Source organism: Paenibacillus etheri, assembly GCF_001012825.1.
GTDB lineage: Bacteria > Bacillota > Bacilli > Paenibacillales > Paenibacillaceae > Paenibacillus_AQ > Paenibacillus_AQ etheri.
Genome location: NZ_LCZJ02000033.1, coordinates 386,975 through 403,507, shown reverse-complemented (window position 1 = coordinate 403,507; position 16,533 = coordinate 386,975). Strand labels below are relative to the sequence as shown.

Here is a 16,533-nt window from a genome sequence, read left to right as displayed (position 1 = left end):
TGTCCTCGAGTGGAGGAATCTCCATTGGGGTAATGTAATACAATAATAAAAACTCAGATGGGTTAGTTATTTTAAGGAGGGTGAACAAATATGAGCTTTTGCTGTGGAGCGAGTATGGTAGGAACAAAGGGAACCCTTAAACATTATCGCACGCAAGTCCATAATGTTCCCCTGCTTTTTTGTCCGGTATGTCATCGTGTAGAGGTTCACTATAAGGTCGAGAATGAGTATGAGATCTTGGCGGAATACGCACATGGAGACGGTGTTACTGATGTGGATTTTCAGGACTATGTCATGGAAGACGAAACTGCAATATTCGAGAATGTCATTAACATCGAGAGTGAAGAGCCTCTAGCTATTGTGCGGAGTCAGATCGATATGGCGCTTGACCTGCTTGCTGTAGCCAAACAGATTGAGGATACGAAGTGGGAACGGGAATTGAAGAAAAGATTAGCTGTGATGAGTCAGAGACGCCTTCGTCTGCAACAGAAAGCATAAGATTATTTGCAATTTGGGTCAGACCCATTTCTTTTTTAAGCCTTCGCAACTGCGAGGGCTTTTTAGTTTTTCTATTTTTTTGAAAACGCTTTAATGTATTTGAACGAATTAATAGTAATAAATATAATTTGATGTGATTTTTTATATGTCTTTGGAATCATTTTATGAATTTTTTTATCATTCGACAGTTTCTCTGATTGCGTTGTCTACTTCACTTGGATATGATTGGAATATAATTGAACCGGTTGGAAAAAGTGCAACGATTACCGAATGTTCTGGCGGCTTCGTCATATACTCAAATACATAGTAATTTGATGTCGCTTTAGCGTCTTCGTCAAATGCAGTAAAAGGGGGAACTTCGTATCGTGATTAGCCAATATCAAGAAAGTCTTCTATTACCGGGAAGAACCTATCAATCAGGGCCTGTGGATACTACATACGAGGATGTACTAGAGAATATTGACAGCGGAATCATGCTTTTTGATGAAGAGGGAGTTATAAGTTTTGTAAATAAGCAAATGTACGGGATGCTTGAATTAACCCGTCACTCCCTTGTTGGCTGTACAATATCACACCTATTATTTAACGTTAGACTAAGCCGCTTTAAGAAAAAGCAAGTACTACAAAGCTATAAAGAGATGGTATACAAAGGAAAATCAAATTATGAATTTTTAGACGAGTATGGCCGTTATTGGAAGGTTACATTATGCTGTGGAGAGCAAATGAAGGGTTGTTATTTGTTTACAGTTAAAGAAATCTCCGATTATAAGTTGATTGAGCAAACGGCTTACCAGAACGATAGTTTGGCTATGCTAGGTAAATTATCTGCATCTATTGCCCATGAAATCCGGAATCCATTAACTGCAATTCGTGGATTTATTCAATTGCTGCACCCGCATCTACAGCAGCTTGGGAAGCAGGAATATGGCAAGATAATCTTGGCGGAGATCGATCGTGCGAATGATATTATCCATGAATTTCTAACTTCTTCCAAGCCGTCAGTTCCTCAAGTGGGGATGATTCCAGTGTCAGCCTTACTCAAGGAGGTAGTGCTGCTAACAGAGAGCGAAGCCTTGATGAAAGGGTGCCAGATCAATCTACATCCTTTACAGGGGGATATGATGATTTCTGGAGATGTAAAACAAATGAAACAGGTAGTTCTCAACTTGATTAGAAACGCTATGGAGGCCGTTACGGATAGAGTAGATGGTCTAATGGGTAAAATAGAGGTCGGAGCCCACAGAGAGGGTTCTGAGGTCCGTATGTTCATTTCTGATAATGGTAAGGGAATGGATATCCGTACACTGGACAGGTTATTCAATCCATTTTTTACAACAAAAGAGAATGGGACTGGGCTCGGGCTATCCGTGAGTGACCGAATCATCAAAAATCATGGCGGATGTATCTCTGTCAGTAGTAGAGTTAACGAAGGTACTCATTTTGTAATCTCATTGCCATTAATCCATTAGTACATTCGATTAGAATATAAAGTGTTTAAGAGGCTGATCCCTGCGGATAATACAGATGCAGAGATCAGCCTTGCTTATGTTACAATGGGGATTGGTTTTGGGAGACAGATGGAGGTAGACACAATGAATATAGAATTAATAAGTGGCAGTGCCATTAATGAAATACAGGGTGATGCCCTTATCCTTATCATCTCTGAGTCGGAGGCCCAACATGGCGGCCTCTCAGAGAGGTGGAATGACAGCATTCGCTTATTAGGGAAGACAGGTCTCTTTAGTGGGAAGCTGAATCAGACTTATGTACTGCCTTTAGATCATCCATCCGGTTGTCCTGTGGCTATTTTGGTTGGAAAGGGGGACCAATTTCTCAGGACTGAAGATCTACGCCAAATGGCCGCTCAGGCAGCGCGTGCAGCACTTCGATTGAAGGCGATACAGTTAGTGTTTCAGGTGCCTGAAGGTGTTCAGGAGCTAACAGTAAATAGGAATATTGTATCTATTGCTTATGCGTTGTCGGAGGGTTTGTCACTTGGTTCCTATCGTCGTCCCACATATAAGCAGGAGCAATCTCAATATACGGATCCAAACTCGGTTATTTTCACTATGGAGAAGAAGCCAGAAGATACTTTCGAGCGTGACTGGAATCTGGGCATCCAGAGAGGGCTGGCTTTTGGTGAAGCTACGAATCTAGCACGGAACTTAACGAATATGCCCGGCAATCTGCTGACTCCATCTGACCTTGCTGTGGCTGCTGTAGAAGTTGCTGAACGTTATGGATTTCCTTCCGAAGTGCTGGATGAACGGGAAATTGAGCAAAAAGGAATGGGCGGATTGCTCGCAGTCGGAAAAGGAAGTGTAAACCCTCCGCGAATGATCGTCATCCGTTACCAGGGAACGGGGCACTGGGATAATGTAGTGGGGCTGGTTGGTAAAGGGATTACTTTTGATACAGGGGGGATTTCCTTAAAAAGAGCCCCAGGCATGGAAGAGTTAATTAGTGATATGGGGGGCGCAGCGGCTGTTCTTGGAGTAATGGAGGCACTAGGCCGGTTACGTCCACGAATTAATGTCGTAATGGTCATTCCATCCGCTGAGAATATGCCTTCTGCTAATGCTTTTAAACCCGGGGATATCATTACATCAATGAGCGGAAGAACCATAGAGGTATTGAATACCGATGCAGAAGGAAGACTTGTACTTGGGGATGCGCTGACCTATGCCCGGGAGTGGGGAGCGAAACGTGTCATTGATGTTGCCACGCTGACAGGTGCGGTGTTGTCGACATTGGGAGATATAGCTACAGGTGCGGTTACTAACAACGAGGAATTTATGGAGCAGTTTATGATAGCGGCTAACATTTCGGGTGAAAAAATATGGCAGCTTCCGGCTTACCCGGAATTCCGTGAAATGCTAAAGAGTGAAGTGGCCGATATCCGTAACACCGCAGGAAGATTCGGGGGAGCTACTACCGCTGGGTTATTCGTAGGTGAGTTTGCGGAAGGTCTGCCGTGGATACATCTAGATATTGCTGGAACAGCATTTCTTTCTAAAGAACGTGGAGTTAATCCTAGAGGTGGTACCGGAGTCATGGTTCGCACATTGGTTCAGTGGTTGCTCAGCGAAAGCGAATGATTAGCTCTTCATAAACAACAAATAGAAACCTCGCCTCAGGACAATGGATGTATGATACCCATTCCCTAAGGCGAGGTTTCTTTGCTTTTGTAAGAATGATAAGAGTTAAATAGTGCCACTGGATTTTTTAGCCTTCGATTGAGAAGTAAAGGATTGAATACTGTTCATAATTTTATCGCGGGTTCCCTTATTCTTCAGTAAATAGGCTACTCCCAATGCGGCTGTTGTCAAAAATGTTTTTTTTGTGTTCATAGTGATTACCTCCTTGGTATAGTCTGTAGTTGCTTATAACAAACATACCCGAAAGCAATGAAAGCTAAACTATAAACCTTTACATATAACTGATAGTACAAGCCTACTTCTTCTTGTTAACAGGTGTTGAGCAGCTGGAGAGGGGGGAATCTAAAGTCGCTGCTGAGCAGCTCTTACCCTTATCACAGCCAGCGCAAGCGCCTTGTTTACCCTTTTTCACATGTCGATAGATGATCCAGCCTGAATAACCGAAGATCAGAGTGATGATTAGAACATTTATCATTATGGTGCCTCACTTTCATTATGAGAATCTGCAAATTGCAAGTTCTACGACCAGCCTAATAATCGTCCACCTTGGAAAATAACAAAAGATACGATATACGCCAGAGCAAGAGAATAGCCAATAGAGAAGAAGGTCCATTTCCATGAGGCTGTTTCCTTTTTGATAACCCCTACAGTGGCCAGACAAGGAATATATAACAGGATAAAGGCCATAAAGCTGATTGCACTAAGCGGTGTAAAGACTTGTGAAATTTGATTCTCTAATCCTGTGGTATCTGGTGCGTGATAGATGATATTCATTGTAGACACAACAACCTCTTTAGCTAAAAATCCTGGAACCAAGGTAGAGCCGGCCTGCCACGTTCCGAAGCCAAGCGGTTCCAGTAGTGGTGCAATCATACCTCCGAATTTAGCTAGGAAGCTATGATCCATCTCTACATCGAATCCGCCGGGACCGGCATAAGACATAAACCAAATAATAGCCGATCCAGCTAGAATAATCGTTCCCGCTTTACGAAGGAATCCTTTGCCCTTCTCCCAAGTGCTGCGCGATAAGGTCTTGATCTGCGGCATACGGTAAGGAGGGAGTTCGATAATGAAGACAGAGGAGTCATTTTTGAATAAGTATTTAGAGAATACCTTACAAAGAATTAGTGCAAATACAATACCCATGACATACATAGAGAGAACGGCAAATGCTTGTTGCTCAGGGAAGAATACAACTGCGAATAATGCATAAACAGGTAATCTCGCTGAACAGGACATTAGCGGCATTAACAGGGTTGTCAGCATACGGTCTTTGGGCTGCTCGATACTTCGCGCTGCCATAATCGCCGGTACATTGCAACCAAAGCCAATGATGAAAGGAATAAATGCTTTTCCGTTAAGTCCCATACGTTCCATCGTGCTGTCCATTAATAAGCAAACCCGAGCCATGTATCCTGAATCCTCTAAGAAGGAAATGATCAGGAAGAGAATGAAGATCTGCGGAACAAAGACCAGTACGCCGCCTACACCGCCGATGATACCATCCACGATCAAAGCATGTGTGAAGCCGGAAGCTCCAATGGTCTGAAGCAGTGAGTTCGTTCCTTCACTAATAGGGCCGGATATCAGGCCATCTAAGATATCCGATAGGGGTCCGCCAACCCAGTCAAATGTAGTCTTAAAGAGAGCATACATAAAGATTATGAATAAGGGCAGTCCCAAAAAGCGATGAGTCAATACCGAATCTAATCTTTCAGTTAAGTTATGGGGTTTCTGAGCTGTCGTATCGAGTACTTCGACACAAATATTGCGAATATAATCCATGCGGTTCGAGCGAATCCATTGCGGAAGAGTCAGGGCGAGTTTTTTGATTTGTAGCTCACTCTGGCAGGATTCACAGATATTCAGCAGCCCCGTAACATCTTTACGCGACTTCAGGAACTGAAGTATCACCGGATTCTGCTCCATTAGCTGTAGAGCGACCCAACGATGATTGGGAAGATCTTTTATAGAACGTAATTCCTTTTCTATAGAAGATATTGCTCGTTCGACTACCTCACCATAATTCAGCTTGAACTTTACAGCAGGAATCGCTGACGATTTCTCTAGGATGCTGAGCATCTGTACGCTGCCTTTACCGGTTCTTGCTATAAGAGGGAGGACCGTTACACCCAGTCTTGATTGTAAAATGGTTTGATTAATACGAATACCACGCGCATTAGCGACATCAATCATATTAAGACCGAGTACAGTAGGTTTGCCATACTCAAGTAGTTGAAGCGTGAGCAGCAGATTACGTTCCAGCTGGGATGCATCCACGATATTAATTAATGCTTCTGGTGATTCTTCTATCAGATATTGGGCTGCTACCCCTTCATCGCGGGAGAGTGGGTGAAGAGAATAGATGCCGGGTAAATCTATGAGCTTGCCTGCCCCGTTCTTCAGATTTCCGATCTTCTTCTCAACCGTAACCCCTGACCAGTTACCAACATATTCGTATGAAGTCGTTAAGGTATTGAAGAGAGAGGTCTTACCTGTATTGGGATTGCCCACAAGTGCTATAGAACTCAAGACATGTTCACCTCAATTAAGGAAGCTTCTTTTCGGCGGATGGCGAACAACTGTCCGTTACATTCCAGCGTAATCGGTCCCCAAAAAGGTCCCTTTCCTTTAAGACGGATGTTTACACCCTCTGACACTCCTAGATCAGCAAGACGACGGCGTAGAATAGGGTTTATTCCTTCTATTTTATGAATATATCCAGCAGCACCAGTTTGTAATTGCAGTAAGGAACAGCAGGTAGAAGTAGCTATTGTAATCCCCCCAAAAGAGACTGATAATCAATCTCAATCATTTTCTTGTAATGTAGCATTTTTAAGTGTTTGTATACTGTGACATTTGTCTCTGACTTACTGTGGTAATTACTTTAAAGTGCTAAAGGCGAAATACCTTTACAATTTATTCTTCATTAAAGTATGATTGAACGATATAAATTGCATAGTAAAGCTATGCTAGAGGTTATAATGATTGCAATAGCGGATACGATGATTGCAGGAATTGAAGGGGGATAATTATGAAGACTAATCAATGTAAGATTGTTGACTGCACCATTCGCGATGGGGGGCTCGTTAACAACTGGGATTTCAGCGTGGAATTTGTGCAAACTTTGTATGCCGGCTTGAATGAGGCTGGTGTTGACTATATGGAAATCGGTTATAAAAATTCCCCTAAACTGCTCAAAGGAGCAGAAGGTGCTGGACCTTGGCGTTTTCTGAACGATGATTTCTTACGTAAAGTTATCCCGCAAAAGGGTCATACAAAGCTTTCCGCTTTGGTTGATATCGGTCGTGTGGATGAGAACGATATTTTACCTCGCAGCGAAAGTATGCTGGATCTGATTCGTGTGGCTTGCTACAGCAAAGATGTGGAGAAAGCTTTGCAGCTGGTACAAACCTTCCATGATCTAGGCTATGAGACAACGATCAACATTATGGCTTTGTCGAATGTAATGGAGAATGAATTATTAGAAGCTTTCGAAATGATTCGTGAGAGTGTAGTTGATGTGGTATATATTGTGGATTCATACGGTAGTCTAGATCACAATGACATCAATTACTTAGTGGAGAAGTTCAAAACTCATTTGCCTAACAAACGCCTGGGCGTACATACCCACAATAATCTTCAACTGGCGTTCTCCAATACGTTGATTGCTGCTGAGAAAGGTGTAGAGCTGCTGGACGCTTCCTGTTATGGAATGGGACGTGCTGCGGGTAACTGCCCTACAGAGCTGCTAGTGACTCATTTGAAGAATACCCGCTACACTTTGCGCCCTGTAATTGATATCATTGAACGCCTGATGATTCCTTTACGTGAAAAAGAAGAGTGGGGCTATATCATTCCTTACATGATCACTGGAACGCTTGATGAACATCCACGTTCGGCAATGGCGCTTCGCGCATCGGCGGATAAGGATAAAGCGGTTGATTTCTATGATAAGCTTACAACACCAGAGGTTAACTTCGGGAATAAATAAACCTGTTGTTCAGAAGCACTGAACCCGTTCGTAGGGGGAAGTGCTTTTTTTTATTGAATAAAAATTCTATAAGTTTCTCTGATTAATTATTCTTATATTTTTCGCTAAAACGCTTACTGTCCTTATAAAAGAGCTGGAGGTATTTATGCTTGCCTGCTTGAAGAAAATGGTTTATATTTATGCAAGATTTATGAATAATCGCTATAAAAATACTACCTCACAAAAGAAATGTAACTTTAAAGACCGATCTAGCCGATATTTATACATAGGACAAGACTATACATAGTTGCTTATTAATCGACATCATTTTCAGACGCGAGGGACTCATGAGACAAGAAGAGAAAAAGACAATTCAAGCGGCCATTATAGGAGCCTTACTGTTCCTATTCATTCAAATTTTCCATACATCGCTAAACCGATTGGACAATTGGGATATTATTTCTGCACTCTACCTCATTGTCGGCTGTTGTACCGTTGCTTTTGGATTTGCAATATTTGCACAGGGCTGGTTGTTCTTCTCTAGCAGACTATCTAAAGGTAGATTATATGTCGCTGCTCTTTTTGGTGGAATATGTATTATTGATTTCTTGCATACACTTGGCTTTGTAGCATTTCCATTGATTTCATCGTTTATAACTCCTGAGGAATCAAGGTGGCTGCTTACCTTTTCGCGACTATCCAGCGGGCTGGGTATATTGTTTATTTTCAGTAGAGAAGATAAACCTGTGACCGTTACCGAAAAAAGAAATGTATTCAGAATCGCCTTCATGTTAATTGTGCTCTTTATCGCATTATTTATATTTATCCATTCGGCAGTGCCAGATTTATTTACTAAGCTGTGGATGAGTACACTTAAACAATTCGTTGATTTGGCAGTTCTTTTTGTTTACTTAGCAGGTGTTGCTGTCATCGTTTTTCCTGGGAATAATGAAAAGTCAGCCTCGCTGCTTGTTATTATTCGGGCACTTATCTTTTTCTCGCTAGGACAGGCTTTTTTTATGACTCCCATAAGTGGCGGAAATATTGATAATCTCTTTGGGATGTTATGTAGCGGAGTTGCATATTACCAGTTGCTTACCGGCGTGTATCGCTTGACGATTGAAGAGCCATTTTACGAGAAGCAGTTGGCCGAAGAACGGATTAATTATTTGGCGTATCATGATGATTTAACAGGACTTCCGAATAGACGTCGTCTGACACAGCGTGTAGAAGAAATGATTGATGCCGGAGAGACGGACACGGATGATCAATTCTCAGCTTTGGCTATTATGAATATTAATCATTTTAAGAATATAAATGACTCTTTAGGTCATTATGCCGGAGACCTTTTATTGAAATTGGTGTCTGAGCGGCTTAGTAATGAGGCTAGACCCAGTGAAGAGCTGTATAGTATGGGGGCAGATGAGTTTGCTTTTCTAATGACAGATAGAGCGACTCTTGGAGAATGCTTGGCCCGGGCTACAGCGTTGCTTAGATTATTTGAAGCACCCGTTAATATAGAATCTGGAGAGTACCATATCTCGCTCAGTTTGGGGATGAGCATTTATCCTGGTGACGGGGAAACTGCTGAGCATCTCATTCAAAATGCGGATACTGCGGTTCATAATGCGAAGGAACAGGGAGTGGAGATTCGCCGTTATATCCCAGCCATGCAGATGAAGGCAAAGGAACGTCTGAAGCTGGAAAATGATCTTCGAAGAGCGCTTGAACGTGATGAGTTCTATCTCGTATATCAGCCAAAAGTGCAGCTGGAGACGGAAGAAATTGTAGGAATGGAAGCTTTATTGCGCTGGAATCATCCTAAGCGTGGTATCGTCTCACCTAATGAGTTTATCCCACTAGCTGAGGATAGCGGGTTGATTGTTCCGATTGGGGAATGGGTACTGAAGACGGCGTGTCTGCAAAATAAACAGTGGCAGCTAGCAGGCTACCAGCCGTTATGCGTCTCCATCAACTTATCTATGCATCAATTCCTTCAGCCGAACTTAGCAGGTAAGATTCATTCCATTTTGACTGATATTGGATTGGATCCATGTTATGTCGATCTTGAAATTACAGAGAGTATGACCTTAGATAAAGAAACGGCTTTTGATCAGCTGAAGCGTTTGAAAGATCTAGGTGTATTTATTAGCATCGATGATTTTGGTACAGGTTATAGTTCATTGCATTATTTGAAGAATATGCCGATCGATAGGCTGAAGATTGACAGATCGTTTGTCTCCGAAGTGATGGAGGATAGTAATAATGCTGCTATAGTCTCCACGATTACTTCTATGGCGCATCATTTGAAGCTTAAGGTTACAGCAGAAGGGGTGGAGAACAAGGAGCAGCTGCAGTTTTTGCGTGAGCAGCATTGCCATGAAGCTCAAGGATTTTTGTTCAGTAAACCTATTCAAGCGGCAGAATTTGAGACGTCTTTTTTGAAAAAGGCGCCTCTCGGCACTTCCTTCTAAAATATAAGTTTTACACCATACTTTATGTCTTATATTTCTCGCTTAAACGCTTACCGTCCTTATAAGGACGCCGAAGGCGTTTATGCTTGAACAAAAAAGTATTGATTTTTATTAGTGGGGGTGATACAATACTTCTTGTACTCACTTTCTAATGCGGGTGTAGTTCAATGGTAGAACTTCAGCCTTCCAAGCTGATAGCGTGGGTTCGATTCCCATCACCCGCTCCATACTGATTTAATATCGTAACCCTTGCCCTGCAAGGGTTTTTTGTTTGTTTACTTTTCGACATACGCCAAGTGACAATAGAATCATGGGGCAAATTTCGGCAGTCTTGGACCCATAGCTTCAAGAGGTGCGATCAATGCGCGACTGACGGTTTCTGCCTCGTGGGTGTACCGATCTGTTGTCTCCATCTTTGCATGACGCAAAAACTTCTGAATATTTCTCTGATCGGCTCCATGTTCTCGAAGCAGTGTTGCCGCAGTATGCCGGAGTCCGTGAAGCTTGACATGGGGAAATTTGTTCTTCTTTAAGAATTTGGACCATGTATTGGTTGCTGTACTTGGATAATACATAACCCCTGTGCCACTTTGGAAGAGATACTGCTTACCTTCTTCTGCCAACCACACTCTACAGAGCATCCTCTCTTTTTTCCATTGCCTCTCGTATCGTTTGAGCTCGTTTATATACCATCTAGGCATTGGTACCCTACCCAGCCCTCGGATTCGATTGTCTTAACCTCGCTTTCAACTTTTTTTCCGTCCTGATCTATGGTGATTTGTTTCTCAATGTAAATTCTCGATTGAAGATAATCTATATTCAGTCAATTCTACAGCTAAGAATTCTCCTCGTCTAAAGCCTCCGAGCATTACCCAGTAAAGTAAGCCTCCACCGCACAGGGAGCCTGTACATTGCAAGTAAGAGCTTCGCTACTTCAGCCTTAGTATAGTTCTGCCAGCATTGTCTATTACTTCCTGGAACGGCACGGTGATTACTTCTGATTTGATGAACAAGATTGGGACGAACACAATCACAAGTTAAATAAGCAGATGGAGTTGGAAAAAGCGAAGGAAGAACGACTATAGCAGATTGAACCTATAGCGGATCTAATCGCAACGGCAGCCGGTCGGGAGCTTCGAGCAAAGGAGCTTAGATTGCTGGAGTCGTTTGAAACTAAGGATTTGAATATCTTTACTGCGATGTTTACTGATGCTCTTAATGGCTATGCTGCTCAGGATCTTTCCATCCGAATGACCGATTTGAAGATTAGATAATTCATATAACAACGTGAAATGATTAGTTGAATGACTGAAACAGAACGGCGTAGATACTTCCAACGAATTAAATCCTTGAGCAACGATAAGTTTTGGAAGTACATGAATGTACTGCAAACCAGAGCGTATACCAAAGCCGAAAACCATTATCAAGAGGCCATGGATGTAGTGTTAACACCAAAGCAAAAAGCATCAGTAGTTGCTAAGGCTAATGAGATTAGAGAGTTATGGGATCGCATGCCAGTTGACCTGCTGCCGAACACAGTCTCAGCTCTTTAGGTAGAAATTGGAGAACTGGCGAATGAATGGCGTGGTTTCAAGCATTGGAGCGACCGCCGAGAGCCAAAGAATAGCTATGCCCCGTTGATGTATTGCCCGAGGGCAGGTAAAAGTTGGAAAATTACTTCAAAATAGTTTGTTTTTATGTGATTAAATTGGCATCTCTTTTGTATGTAAACTATGTATAATAAAGTAATAAATTACCTATAATTGAAATAATTTCTTCTAGATCTATTTCTATGATCATCATTGCGAGCGCTCGCCTTCAAACGATAGAAATAGAACCCCATCATGAGATTTGATGAAATGGGTATTTATTACTTTTTATCAAAGGAGGCGACATTCTAATCGTCTATAATGGCAGTTGATTGGGAGAAATTGAAATCTGACTAAAAGAAAATTAAAGGAGTGGACTTATCTTATGAAACGGTTACTCAATACGAAATGGTTGATAGCGATTCTGACACTTGTATTTATTGGATCCGCAGCACCTGCTGCATTTACTCAGACGACGCATGCTGCTGGAACGAACCCTAGTATCATTATAAATGTAAATAGCAATAAAACATTGGGAGTCAGTGGACAGGATAAACAGGCGGATGGAGCGCTTATCATACAATGGCATTTTAATTGGAATTCCATTGTTAATGATCAAAAATGGTATTTTGAAAATCTAGGAGACGGCTATTATCACATCAGAAACGTAGAAAGCGGAGATTTACTGGAAGTCAGCGAATCGTCTACATCCAATGGTGCTAAAGTGATTCAATGGCCAGATAATGGCGGATGGAACCAACAGTGGAAAATCGTTCCAACCAATCAAGATAGAGGTGACTCGTCATATATTATCAACCGAGGTAGTGGCAAGTATTTGGATATCTCGGGACAATCGACATCCGACGGAGGACAGGCTATCCAGTGGGATTATAATGGCGGCGCCAATCAGCGCTGGTTCATTCCGCATGCATCGTAACACATATGAAGCTAATGCCACGCCGTTTCTACACATAGAAACGGCGTGGTTTTTTAGATAGAGAAATTAAAGTTGACACATAAATGCAATCACTAGCGTTGCCATAGATCTGGACGCTCTAATTGCGTTTTGCTTGCTCGAGCTGGTGAAGCTGGACACGAAGGTCAAACATACCTTTTTGCAGCTCACTCGCTGGCTAACGAAGCACGTTTACGAAAAAATACCCCCTCAAGCGCGGAGTCGATTGGCCGTTCTGCGATTGAGGGGGCATCGTATTTAAATCGTTAATTTGAGCTTACAACAATGCGATCAAGACTTCGCACCTACTTCGAGCATGTTGAGCACGCCTTGATCGAAAGGCTCTGGCGAAGGAATCCAACGAGGCATATCCATATCTCAGCAATCAAATCTATAACAAAGAAATCAATAAAACAATGAGATTTTTATTCTCTTGAAAGTTGTCACCCGATAGCCACCTATATATAGGAGAAAATTATTACATAAGGTTCCTTTATAGCAACTGTGTATCGTAAATGTGATCCAAATCCCATTATCGCGGTGTATGGATTGCTCATACGGTATGTTGTTATCCTTCTGATGGGGATAGTATCATACCGCTATTGAATTTAATAGCAGGTGAATCCTTTTTTAATATCGAAATATGGATATTAGAGAAGAGGCGAAAGACAAAGATGATTATTGGTTTAACAGAAGAACAACTAAAAGATGTGAAGTGCACCCCCTAGAATTTCATCGGACAAACCAGGTGCACTTCATGTAGCAGTAGAAGTTTTTGTTTTTTCTACTGTCTACTATGATGGGAGCATATCAGGAGTAACCCTGAACGGCTCTCTTTATCTACATCTGCCCTATTAAGAAAATGGGGCAGATGTTTTAAAACCATTTATCTTGTTCTGACCTGTCTTGACCATTAAGCTAAGCCAGAAACGATACCGGACTTGCATTTGTCTATCTTCGGGAAGTTATGCTATAGCTAAGATCAGCCTTCCAAGCTGATAGCGTGGGTTCGATTCCCATCACCCGCTCCATAATTCAAACTTCCAAATCCTTGCGATGCAAGGATTTTTTTATGTTTTGGTAGATGATTGTGTTATGAACTTATCTTAGATATCAAAAAGCCAGGCTCCTCAATGAAGAGGAGCCTGACTTTACTAAACTACCTGATTCTCTTAAACGGTCTTCAAGAACTCAACAATGGTGAGCAGTCCCTTATCAAAGTTCTCAAGGTTGAAATGCTCATCCGGTGCATGCAGGTTCTCATCATCAAGGCCAAAGCCCATCAGGACCACTGGTGCTTCAAGTACACGTGCGAAGCTTTCCATGATCGGAATGGAGCCACCGTCTTTGGTGAAGAGGGCACGGGTTCCGTATACTTTGCCGTAAGCGTCTGCTGCAGTTTGCAGAATAGGGTTCGATGGATCGATGTTAAAGGCGCGCGCCTTTTCCATTTGCTTCACATGTACTTTCGCTCCGGTTTGGATGTTAGCTTTCAGATGCGCCTCAACGGCATCAAGAATATGCTGTGGATCCTGATCGCCAACGAGGCGGCAAGTAATCTTAGCATGTGCTTCTTTCGGAATAACTGTCTTGCTTCCTTCCCCTTGGAAGCCGCCATACACACCGTTAAGCTCAAGGGTAGGGCGAGCACCAATACGTTCTACAAAGGAATAACCTTCCTCGCCATATAACGCATCGAGTCCAAGTCCTTCACGGATTTTATCTTCATTCACGCCTTGCTTCACGAATTCCTCACGCAGCATTGGAGAAAGTTCAGGTACACCATCATAGAAGCCTTCTACAGAAACGCGACCTTTGTCGTCATGAAGGGAGCTGAGCAAGGACACGAGCGCGTGCAGTGCATTCGGAACGCCACCACCGTAAGAACCGGAGTGCAGGTCTGTAAGAGCTGTAGTTACGCTCACTTCAAGTGATCCTAGACCACGTAGTCCTGTGCAAATTGCAGGGCGACCGCGTTCCAGCAGGGAAGTATCGGAGACTAGCACCGCATCCGCAGCCAGCTTCTCTTTGTTAGCTTCCAGGAATGGAGGGAGATTTGCGCTGCCGATTTCTTCTTCACCTTCGATACAGAGCTTGATGTTAACAGGAAGAGTACCTTCTTGTTTCAAGATTGCTTCAATCGCTTTGAGGTGAATGAATACTTGTCCTTTGTCATCCGTTGCTCCACGTGCATACAGCTTGCCGTCACGAATCTCTGGCTCAAATGGAGGTGTGGTCCATAGGTTTAGTGGATCTACTGGCTGCACATCGTAGTGGCCGTATACAAGAATGGTTGGCTTACCCGGAGCATGAAGATAATCAGCATATATAACGGGATGTCCCGCAGTCGGATGAAGTTCAATATTCTCAAGTCCGGCCTTCTTTAGTGTGTCTGTTAACCAGTGGGCTGCAGCTAGTACATCGTCCTTATGCTCAGACAAGGCAGAAATACTTGGAATCCTGAGCCATTGCTTTAGTTCTTCGAGATGTTCATCCCGGTGCGTTGAAAAATAAGTTTCGTATGACATAGTGGGTATGTACCTCCTTAAGTTTTGCTGCGCAAAACCGGCTATGAGCTTAATCGCCATGCGTGACCGTCTTGTTTAGCATTCTATAGGAATCATTATACTGGAGAACTCACTATGGATCAAAAGCGATTAGAGAAATATCTTACCAGATGATTGTAGCCGGCGTCACACCTTGAGGAAAAGTATCTTCTGCTTTGTCTTTATTTACATACATGTCATACCAAGCGTCAGCAATGAGTCCCGGATCTGTAGCTGTGCCTGGCTTGATAAATACGCCTAGAACCAGATGACCTGCATAGATTCCTTTCGGAGCCAAGTCAGCATGAAGATTGAGGGCATAATTTCTTAGTCCACTTAGTGCGATACCGACATTACCCATCATCTGCATCGGATAGATGGAGGACAGACCGGTTGTGAACAGTAGCGCTCCGCTGCGTTTCTCCAGCATTTCAGGCAATACTTGCTCCACGCTTCTGATTGCGGCTACAACCAGCGCTTGGAAAGCATCTAGTGCATTCTCCTCAGTAACTTGAGAAGCTGGAGTAGGCGGGTATCCTCCACTTGTAGGGCTGAACTCAAGCACATCGATAAAGCCGTATTTCGCTTTGATGTCGTGGAAGGCAGCAATTACTTGTTCTTTATTGTATACATCTGCATGAAAAGCAGCGGCCTCGATATTCAACGATCGAAGCTCTTCAACGAGGGTATTCAGTTTATCCGCATTACGAGAGATTAAGGCGACTTGGAATCCGTTTGCTCCGAATTTTTTGGCGATGGAGAGTCCTAGGCCGGGGCCAGCTCCCATGATAGCTATCGTTTTTTTCATAATTAATAGTTCCTTTCCGGTTGTTGATTACTAACAGTAACCATGATAAGCTGGATAAGCTTAAGGGACAAGAAGGCACTATTAGATGCTTAAGTTACATGGAGGTAACCACTTTGGAACATTCAATGGACGAACCCACTCGGCTAATGCCGACGCTAGAGGATTGCTCCATCACTCGCCAAATACTGGACAGAGTTGGGGACAAATGGAGTGTGCTCATCATTGTCAATTTGGGTGCAGAAGCATTGCGGTTTAAAGAACTGCAGCGGCGTTCTGGTGGTATATCACAACGGATGCTGACCCAGACCCTCCGTCATTTAGAACGGGATGGCATAGTTTGGCGTAAAGTCACGCCTACAGTGCCTTTGACTGTTGAATACGGTCTGACGAGTTTAGGAGAGTCCTTGCTGAATCCTCTAACCTCCCTAGTGGAATGGGTCAATAGAAACAACACTGAAATCGCCAAAGCACGTATAGGGTATGATCGTCAGCACGAAACGCAAGAGTAGCAAGCTAGGAGTACAATTTACTG

Annotated in this window: 16 protein-coding genes and 1 tRNA gene; 10 read left to right on the top strand and 7 right to left on the bottom strand. The window is 43.0% G+C overall.

All coding sequences use genetic code 11. The features are described from left to right. The first annotated feature begins 90 nt into the window (after positions 1 to 90). The 3 genes from UQ64_RS21300 to UQ64_RS21290 all read left to right on the top strand — a co-directional run bounded on the left by UQ64_RS21300 (position 91) and on the right by UQ64_RS21290 (position 3,596). On the top strand, positions 91 to 498 hold the full coding sequence (locus UQ64_RS21300; protein ID WP_042125131.1) for a hypothetical protein: 408 nt from the start codon (positions 91 to 93) through the stop codon (positions 496 to 498). Positions 499 to 863: 365 nt separating this feature from the next. Next, a complete protein-coding gene (locus UQ64_RS21295; protein ID WP_060625465.1) occupies positions 864 to 1,967 on the top strand; it encodes an ATP-binding protein in 1,104 nt (367 codons plus the stop codon). Positions 1,968 to 1,988: 21 nt separating this feature from the next. Next, a complete protein-coding gene (locus tag UQ64_RS21290) occupies positions 1,989 to 3,596 on the top strand; it encodes a leucyl aminopeptidase (protein WP_245238142.1) in 1,608 nt (535 codons plus the stop codon). A gap of 105 nt (positions 3,597 to 3,701) precedes the next feature. Here UQ64_RS21290 and UQ64_RS31380 read toward each other — a convergent pair whose 3' ends face one another. The 4 genes from UQ64_RS31380 to UQ64_RS30295 form a co-directional block, all read right to left on the bottom strand. Then, positions 3,702 to 3,848, bottom strand: coding sequence for a hypothetical protein (locus tag UQ64_RS31380; protein WP_167348514.1), 147 nt, complete (start codon positions 3,846 to 3,848; stop codon positions 3,702 to 3,704). 103 nt (positions 3,849 to 3,951) lie between these two features. Continuing rightward, a complete protein-coding gene (locus tag UQ64_RS30300; RefSeq protein ID WP_082651243.1) occupies positions 3,952 to 4,131 on the bottom strand; it encodes a FeoB-associated Cys-rich membrane protein in 180 nt (59 codons plus the stop codon). A 44-nt stretch (positions 4,132 to 4,175) separates the two neighbouring features. Continuing rightward, complete coding sequence (gene feoB, locus UQ64_RS21285) at positions 4,176 to 6,188, bottom strand: ferrous iron transport protein B (RefSeq protein ID WP_060625464.1); 2,013 nt, start codon at positions 6,186 to 6,188, stop codon at positions 4,176 to 4,178. After that, on the bottom strand, positions 6,185 to 6,355 hold the full coding sequence (locus tag UQ64_RS30295; protein ID WP_245238169.1) for a FeoA family protein: 171 nt from the start codon (positions 6,353 to 6,355) through the stop codon (positions 6,185 to 6,187). The genes feoB and UQ64_RS30295 overlap by 4 nt, the downstream gene beginning before the upstream one ends. Positions 6,356 to 6,690: 335 nt before the next feature. Here UQ64_RS30295 and UQ64_RS21280 point away from each other — a divergent pair, with 335 nt between their 5' ends. From UQ64_RS21280 to UQ64_RS21270, 3 genes are all read left to right on the top strand, one after another. Continuing rightward, positions 6,691 to 7,650 (top strand): aldolase catalytic domain-containing protein, encoded by a 960-nt coding sequence (locus UQ64_RS21280; RefSeq protein WP_209445855.1) that lies wholly within the window; start codon positions 6,691 to 6,693, stop codon positions 7,648 to 7,650. 326 nt (positions 7,651 to 7,976) lie between these two features. Beyond that, on the top strand, positions 7,977 to 10,103 hold the full coding sequence (locus tag UQ64_RS21275; protein ID WP_060625462.1) for a putative bifunctional diguanylate cyclase/phosphodiesterase: 2,127 nt from the start codon (positions 7,977 to 7,979) through the stop codon (positions 10,101 to 10,103). A gap of 153 nt (positions 10,104 to 10,256) precedes the next feature. Next, positions 10,257 to 10,330: transfer RNA gene (locus UQ64_RS21270), tRNA-Gly, on the top strand. Positions 10,331 to 10,411: 81 nt separating this feature from the next. Here the strand turns inward: UQ64_RS21270 and UQ64_RS21265 are convergent. Then, entirely contained in the window at positions 10,412 to 10,732 is a 321-nt protein-coding gene (locus UQ64_RS21265) for a tyrosine-type recombinase/integrase (protein WP_060625461.1), read from the bottom strand. Between the two features lie 720 nt (positions 10,733 to 11,452). Between UQ64_RS21265 and UQ64_RS32735 the strand changes: the two genes are divergently transcribed. The 3 genes from UQ64_RS32735 (at position 11,453) to UQ64_RS21260 (ending at position 12,629) form a co-directional block, all read left to right on the top strand. Continuing rightward, the gene (locus tag UQ64_RS32735; protein ID WP_209445854.1) at positions 11,453 to 11,656 is read left to right on the top strand and encodes a hypothetical protein; all 204 of its coding nucleotides are present in this window, start codon (positions 11,453 to 11,455) and stop codon (positions 11,654 to 11,656) included. 6 nt (positions 11,657 to 11,662) lie between these two features. Continuing rightward, on the top strand, positions 11,663 to 11,791 hold the full coding sequence (locus UQ64_RS32970) for a hypothetical protein (RefSeq protein ID WP_425339614.1): 129 nt from the start codon (positions 11,663 to 11,665) through the stop codon (positions 11,789 to 11,791). A gap of 286 nt (positions 11,792 to 12,077) precedes the next feature. Next, positions 12,078 to 12,629 (top strand): RICIN domain-containing protein, encoded by a 552-nt coding sequence (locus tag UQ64_RS21260; RefSeq protein ID WP_060625460.1) that lies wholly within the window; start codon positions 12,078 to 12,080, stop codon positions 12,627 to 12,629. Positions 12,630 to 13,819: 1,190 nt separating this feature from the next. On the opposite strand, the gene UQ64_RS21255 is transcribed toward UQ64_RS21260, so the two are convergent. Continuing rightward, positions 13,820 to 15,175: a dipeptidase gene (locus UQ64_RS21255; protein WP_060625459.1), complete on the bottom strand. Its 1,356-nt coding sequence runs from the start codon at positions 15,173 to 15,175 to the stop codon at positions 13,820 to 13,822. A 142-nt stretch (positions 15,176 to 15,317) separates the two neighbouring features. Beyond that, a complete protein-coding gene (locus UQ64_RS21250) occupies positions 15,318 to 16,001 on the bottom strand; it encodes an SDR family NAD(P)-dependent oxidoreductase (RefSeq protein WP_060625458.1) in 684 nt (227 codons plus the stop codon). A gap of 113 nt (positions 16,002 to 16,114) precedes the next feature. Here UQ64_RS21250 and UQ64_RS21245 point away from each other — a divergent pair, with 113 nt between their 5' ends. After that, the gene (locus tag UQ64_RS21245) at positions 16,115 to 16,510 is read left to right on the top strand and encodes a winged helix-turn-helix transcriptional regulator (RefSeq protein ID WP_245238140.1); all 396 of its coding nucleotides are present in this window, start codon (positions 16,115 to 16,117) and stop codon (positions 16,508 to 16,510) included. Positions 16,511 to 16,533: the final 23 nt, after the last annotated feature.

Bases quoted from the DNA above. Each gene is read 5' to 3' on its own strand.
- UQ64_RS21280 (WP_209445855.1), top strand. From the start codon at position 6,691: ATGAAGACTAATCAATGTAAGATTGTTGACTGCACCATTCGCGATGGG.
- UQ64_RS31380 (WP_167348514.1), bottom strand. From the start codon at position 3,848: ATGAACACAAAAAAAACATTTTTGACAACAGCCGCATTGGGAGTAGCC.
- UQ64_RS30300 (WP_082651243.1), bottom strand. From the start codon at position 4,131: ATGATAAATGTTCTAATCATCACTCTGATCTTCGGTTATTCAGGCTGG.
- UQ64_RS21250 (WP_060625458.1), bottom strand. From the start codon at position 16,001: ATGAAAAAAACGATAGCTATCATGGGAGCTGGCCCCGGCCTAGGACTC.
- UQ64_RS21260 (WP_060625460.1), top strand. From the start codon at position 12,078: ATGAAACGGTTACTCAATACGAAATGGTTGATAGCGATTCTGACACTT.
- UQ64_RS21300 (WP_042125131.1), top strand. From the start codon at position 91: ATGAGCTTTTGCTGTGGAGCGAGTATGGTAGGAACAAAGGGAACCCTT.
- UQ64_RS21255 (WP_060625459.1), bottom strand. From the start codon at position 15,175: ATGTCATACGAAACTTATTTTTCAACGCACCGGGATGAACATCTCGAA.
- UQ64_RS21275 (WP_060625462.1), top strand. From the start codon at position 7,977: ATGAGACAAGAAGAGAAAAAGACAATTCAAGCGGCCATTATAGGAGCC.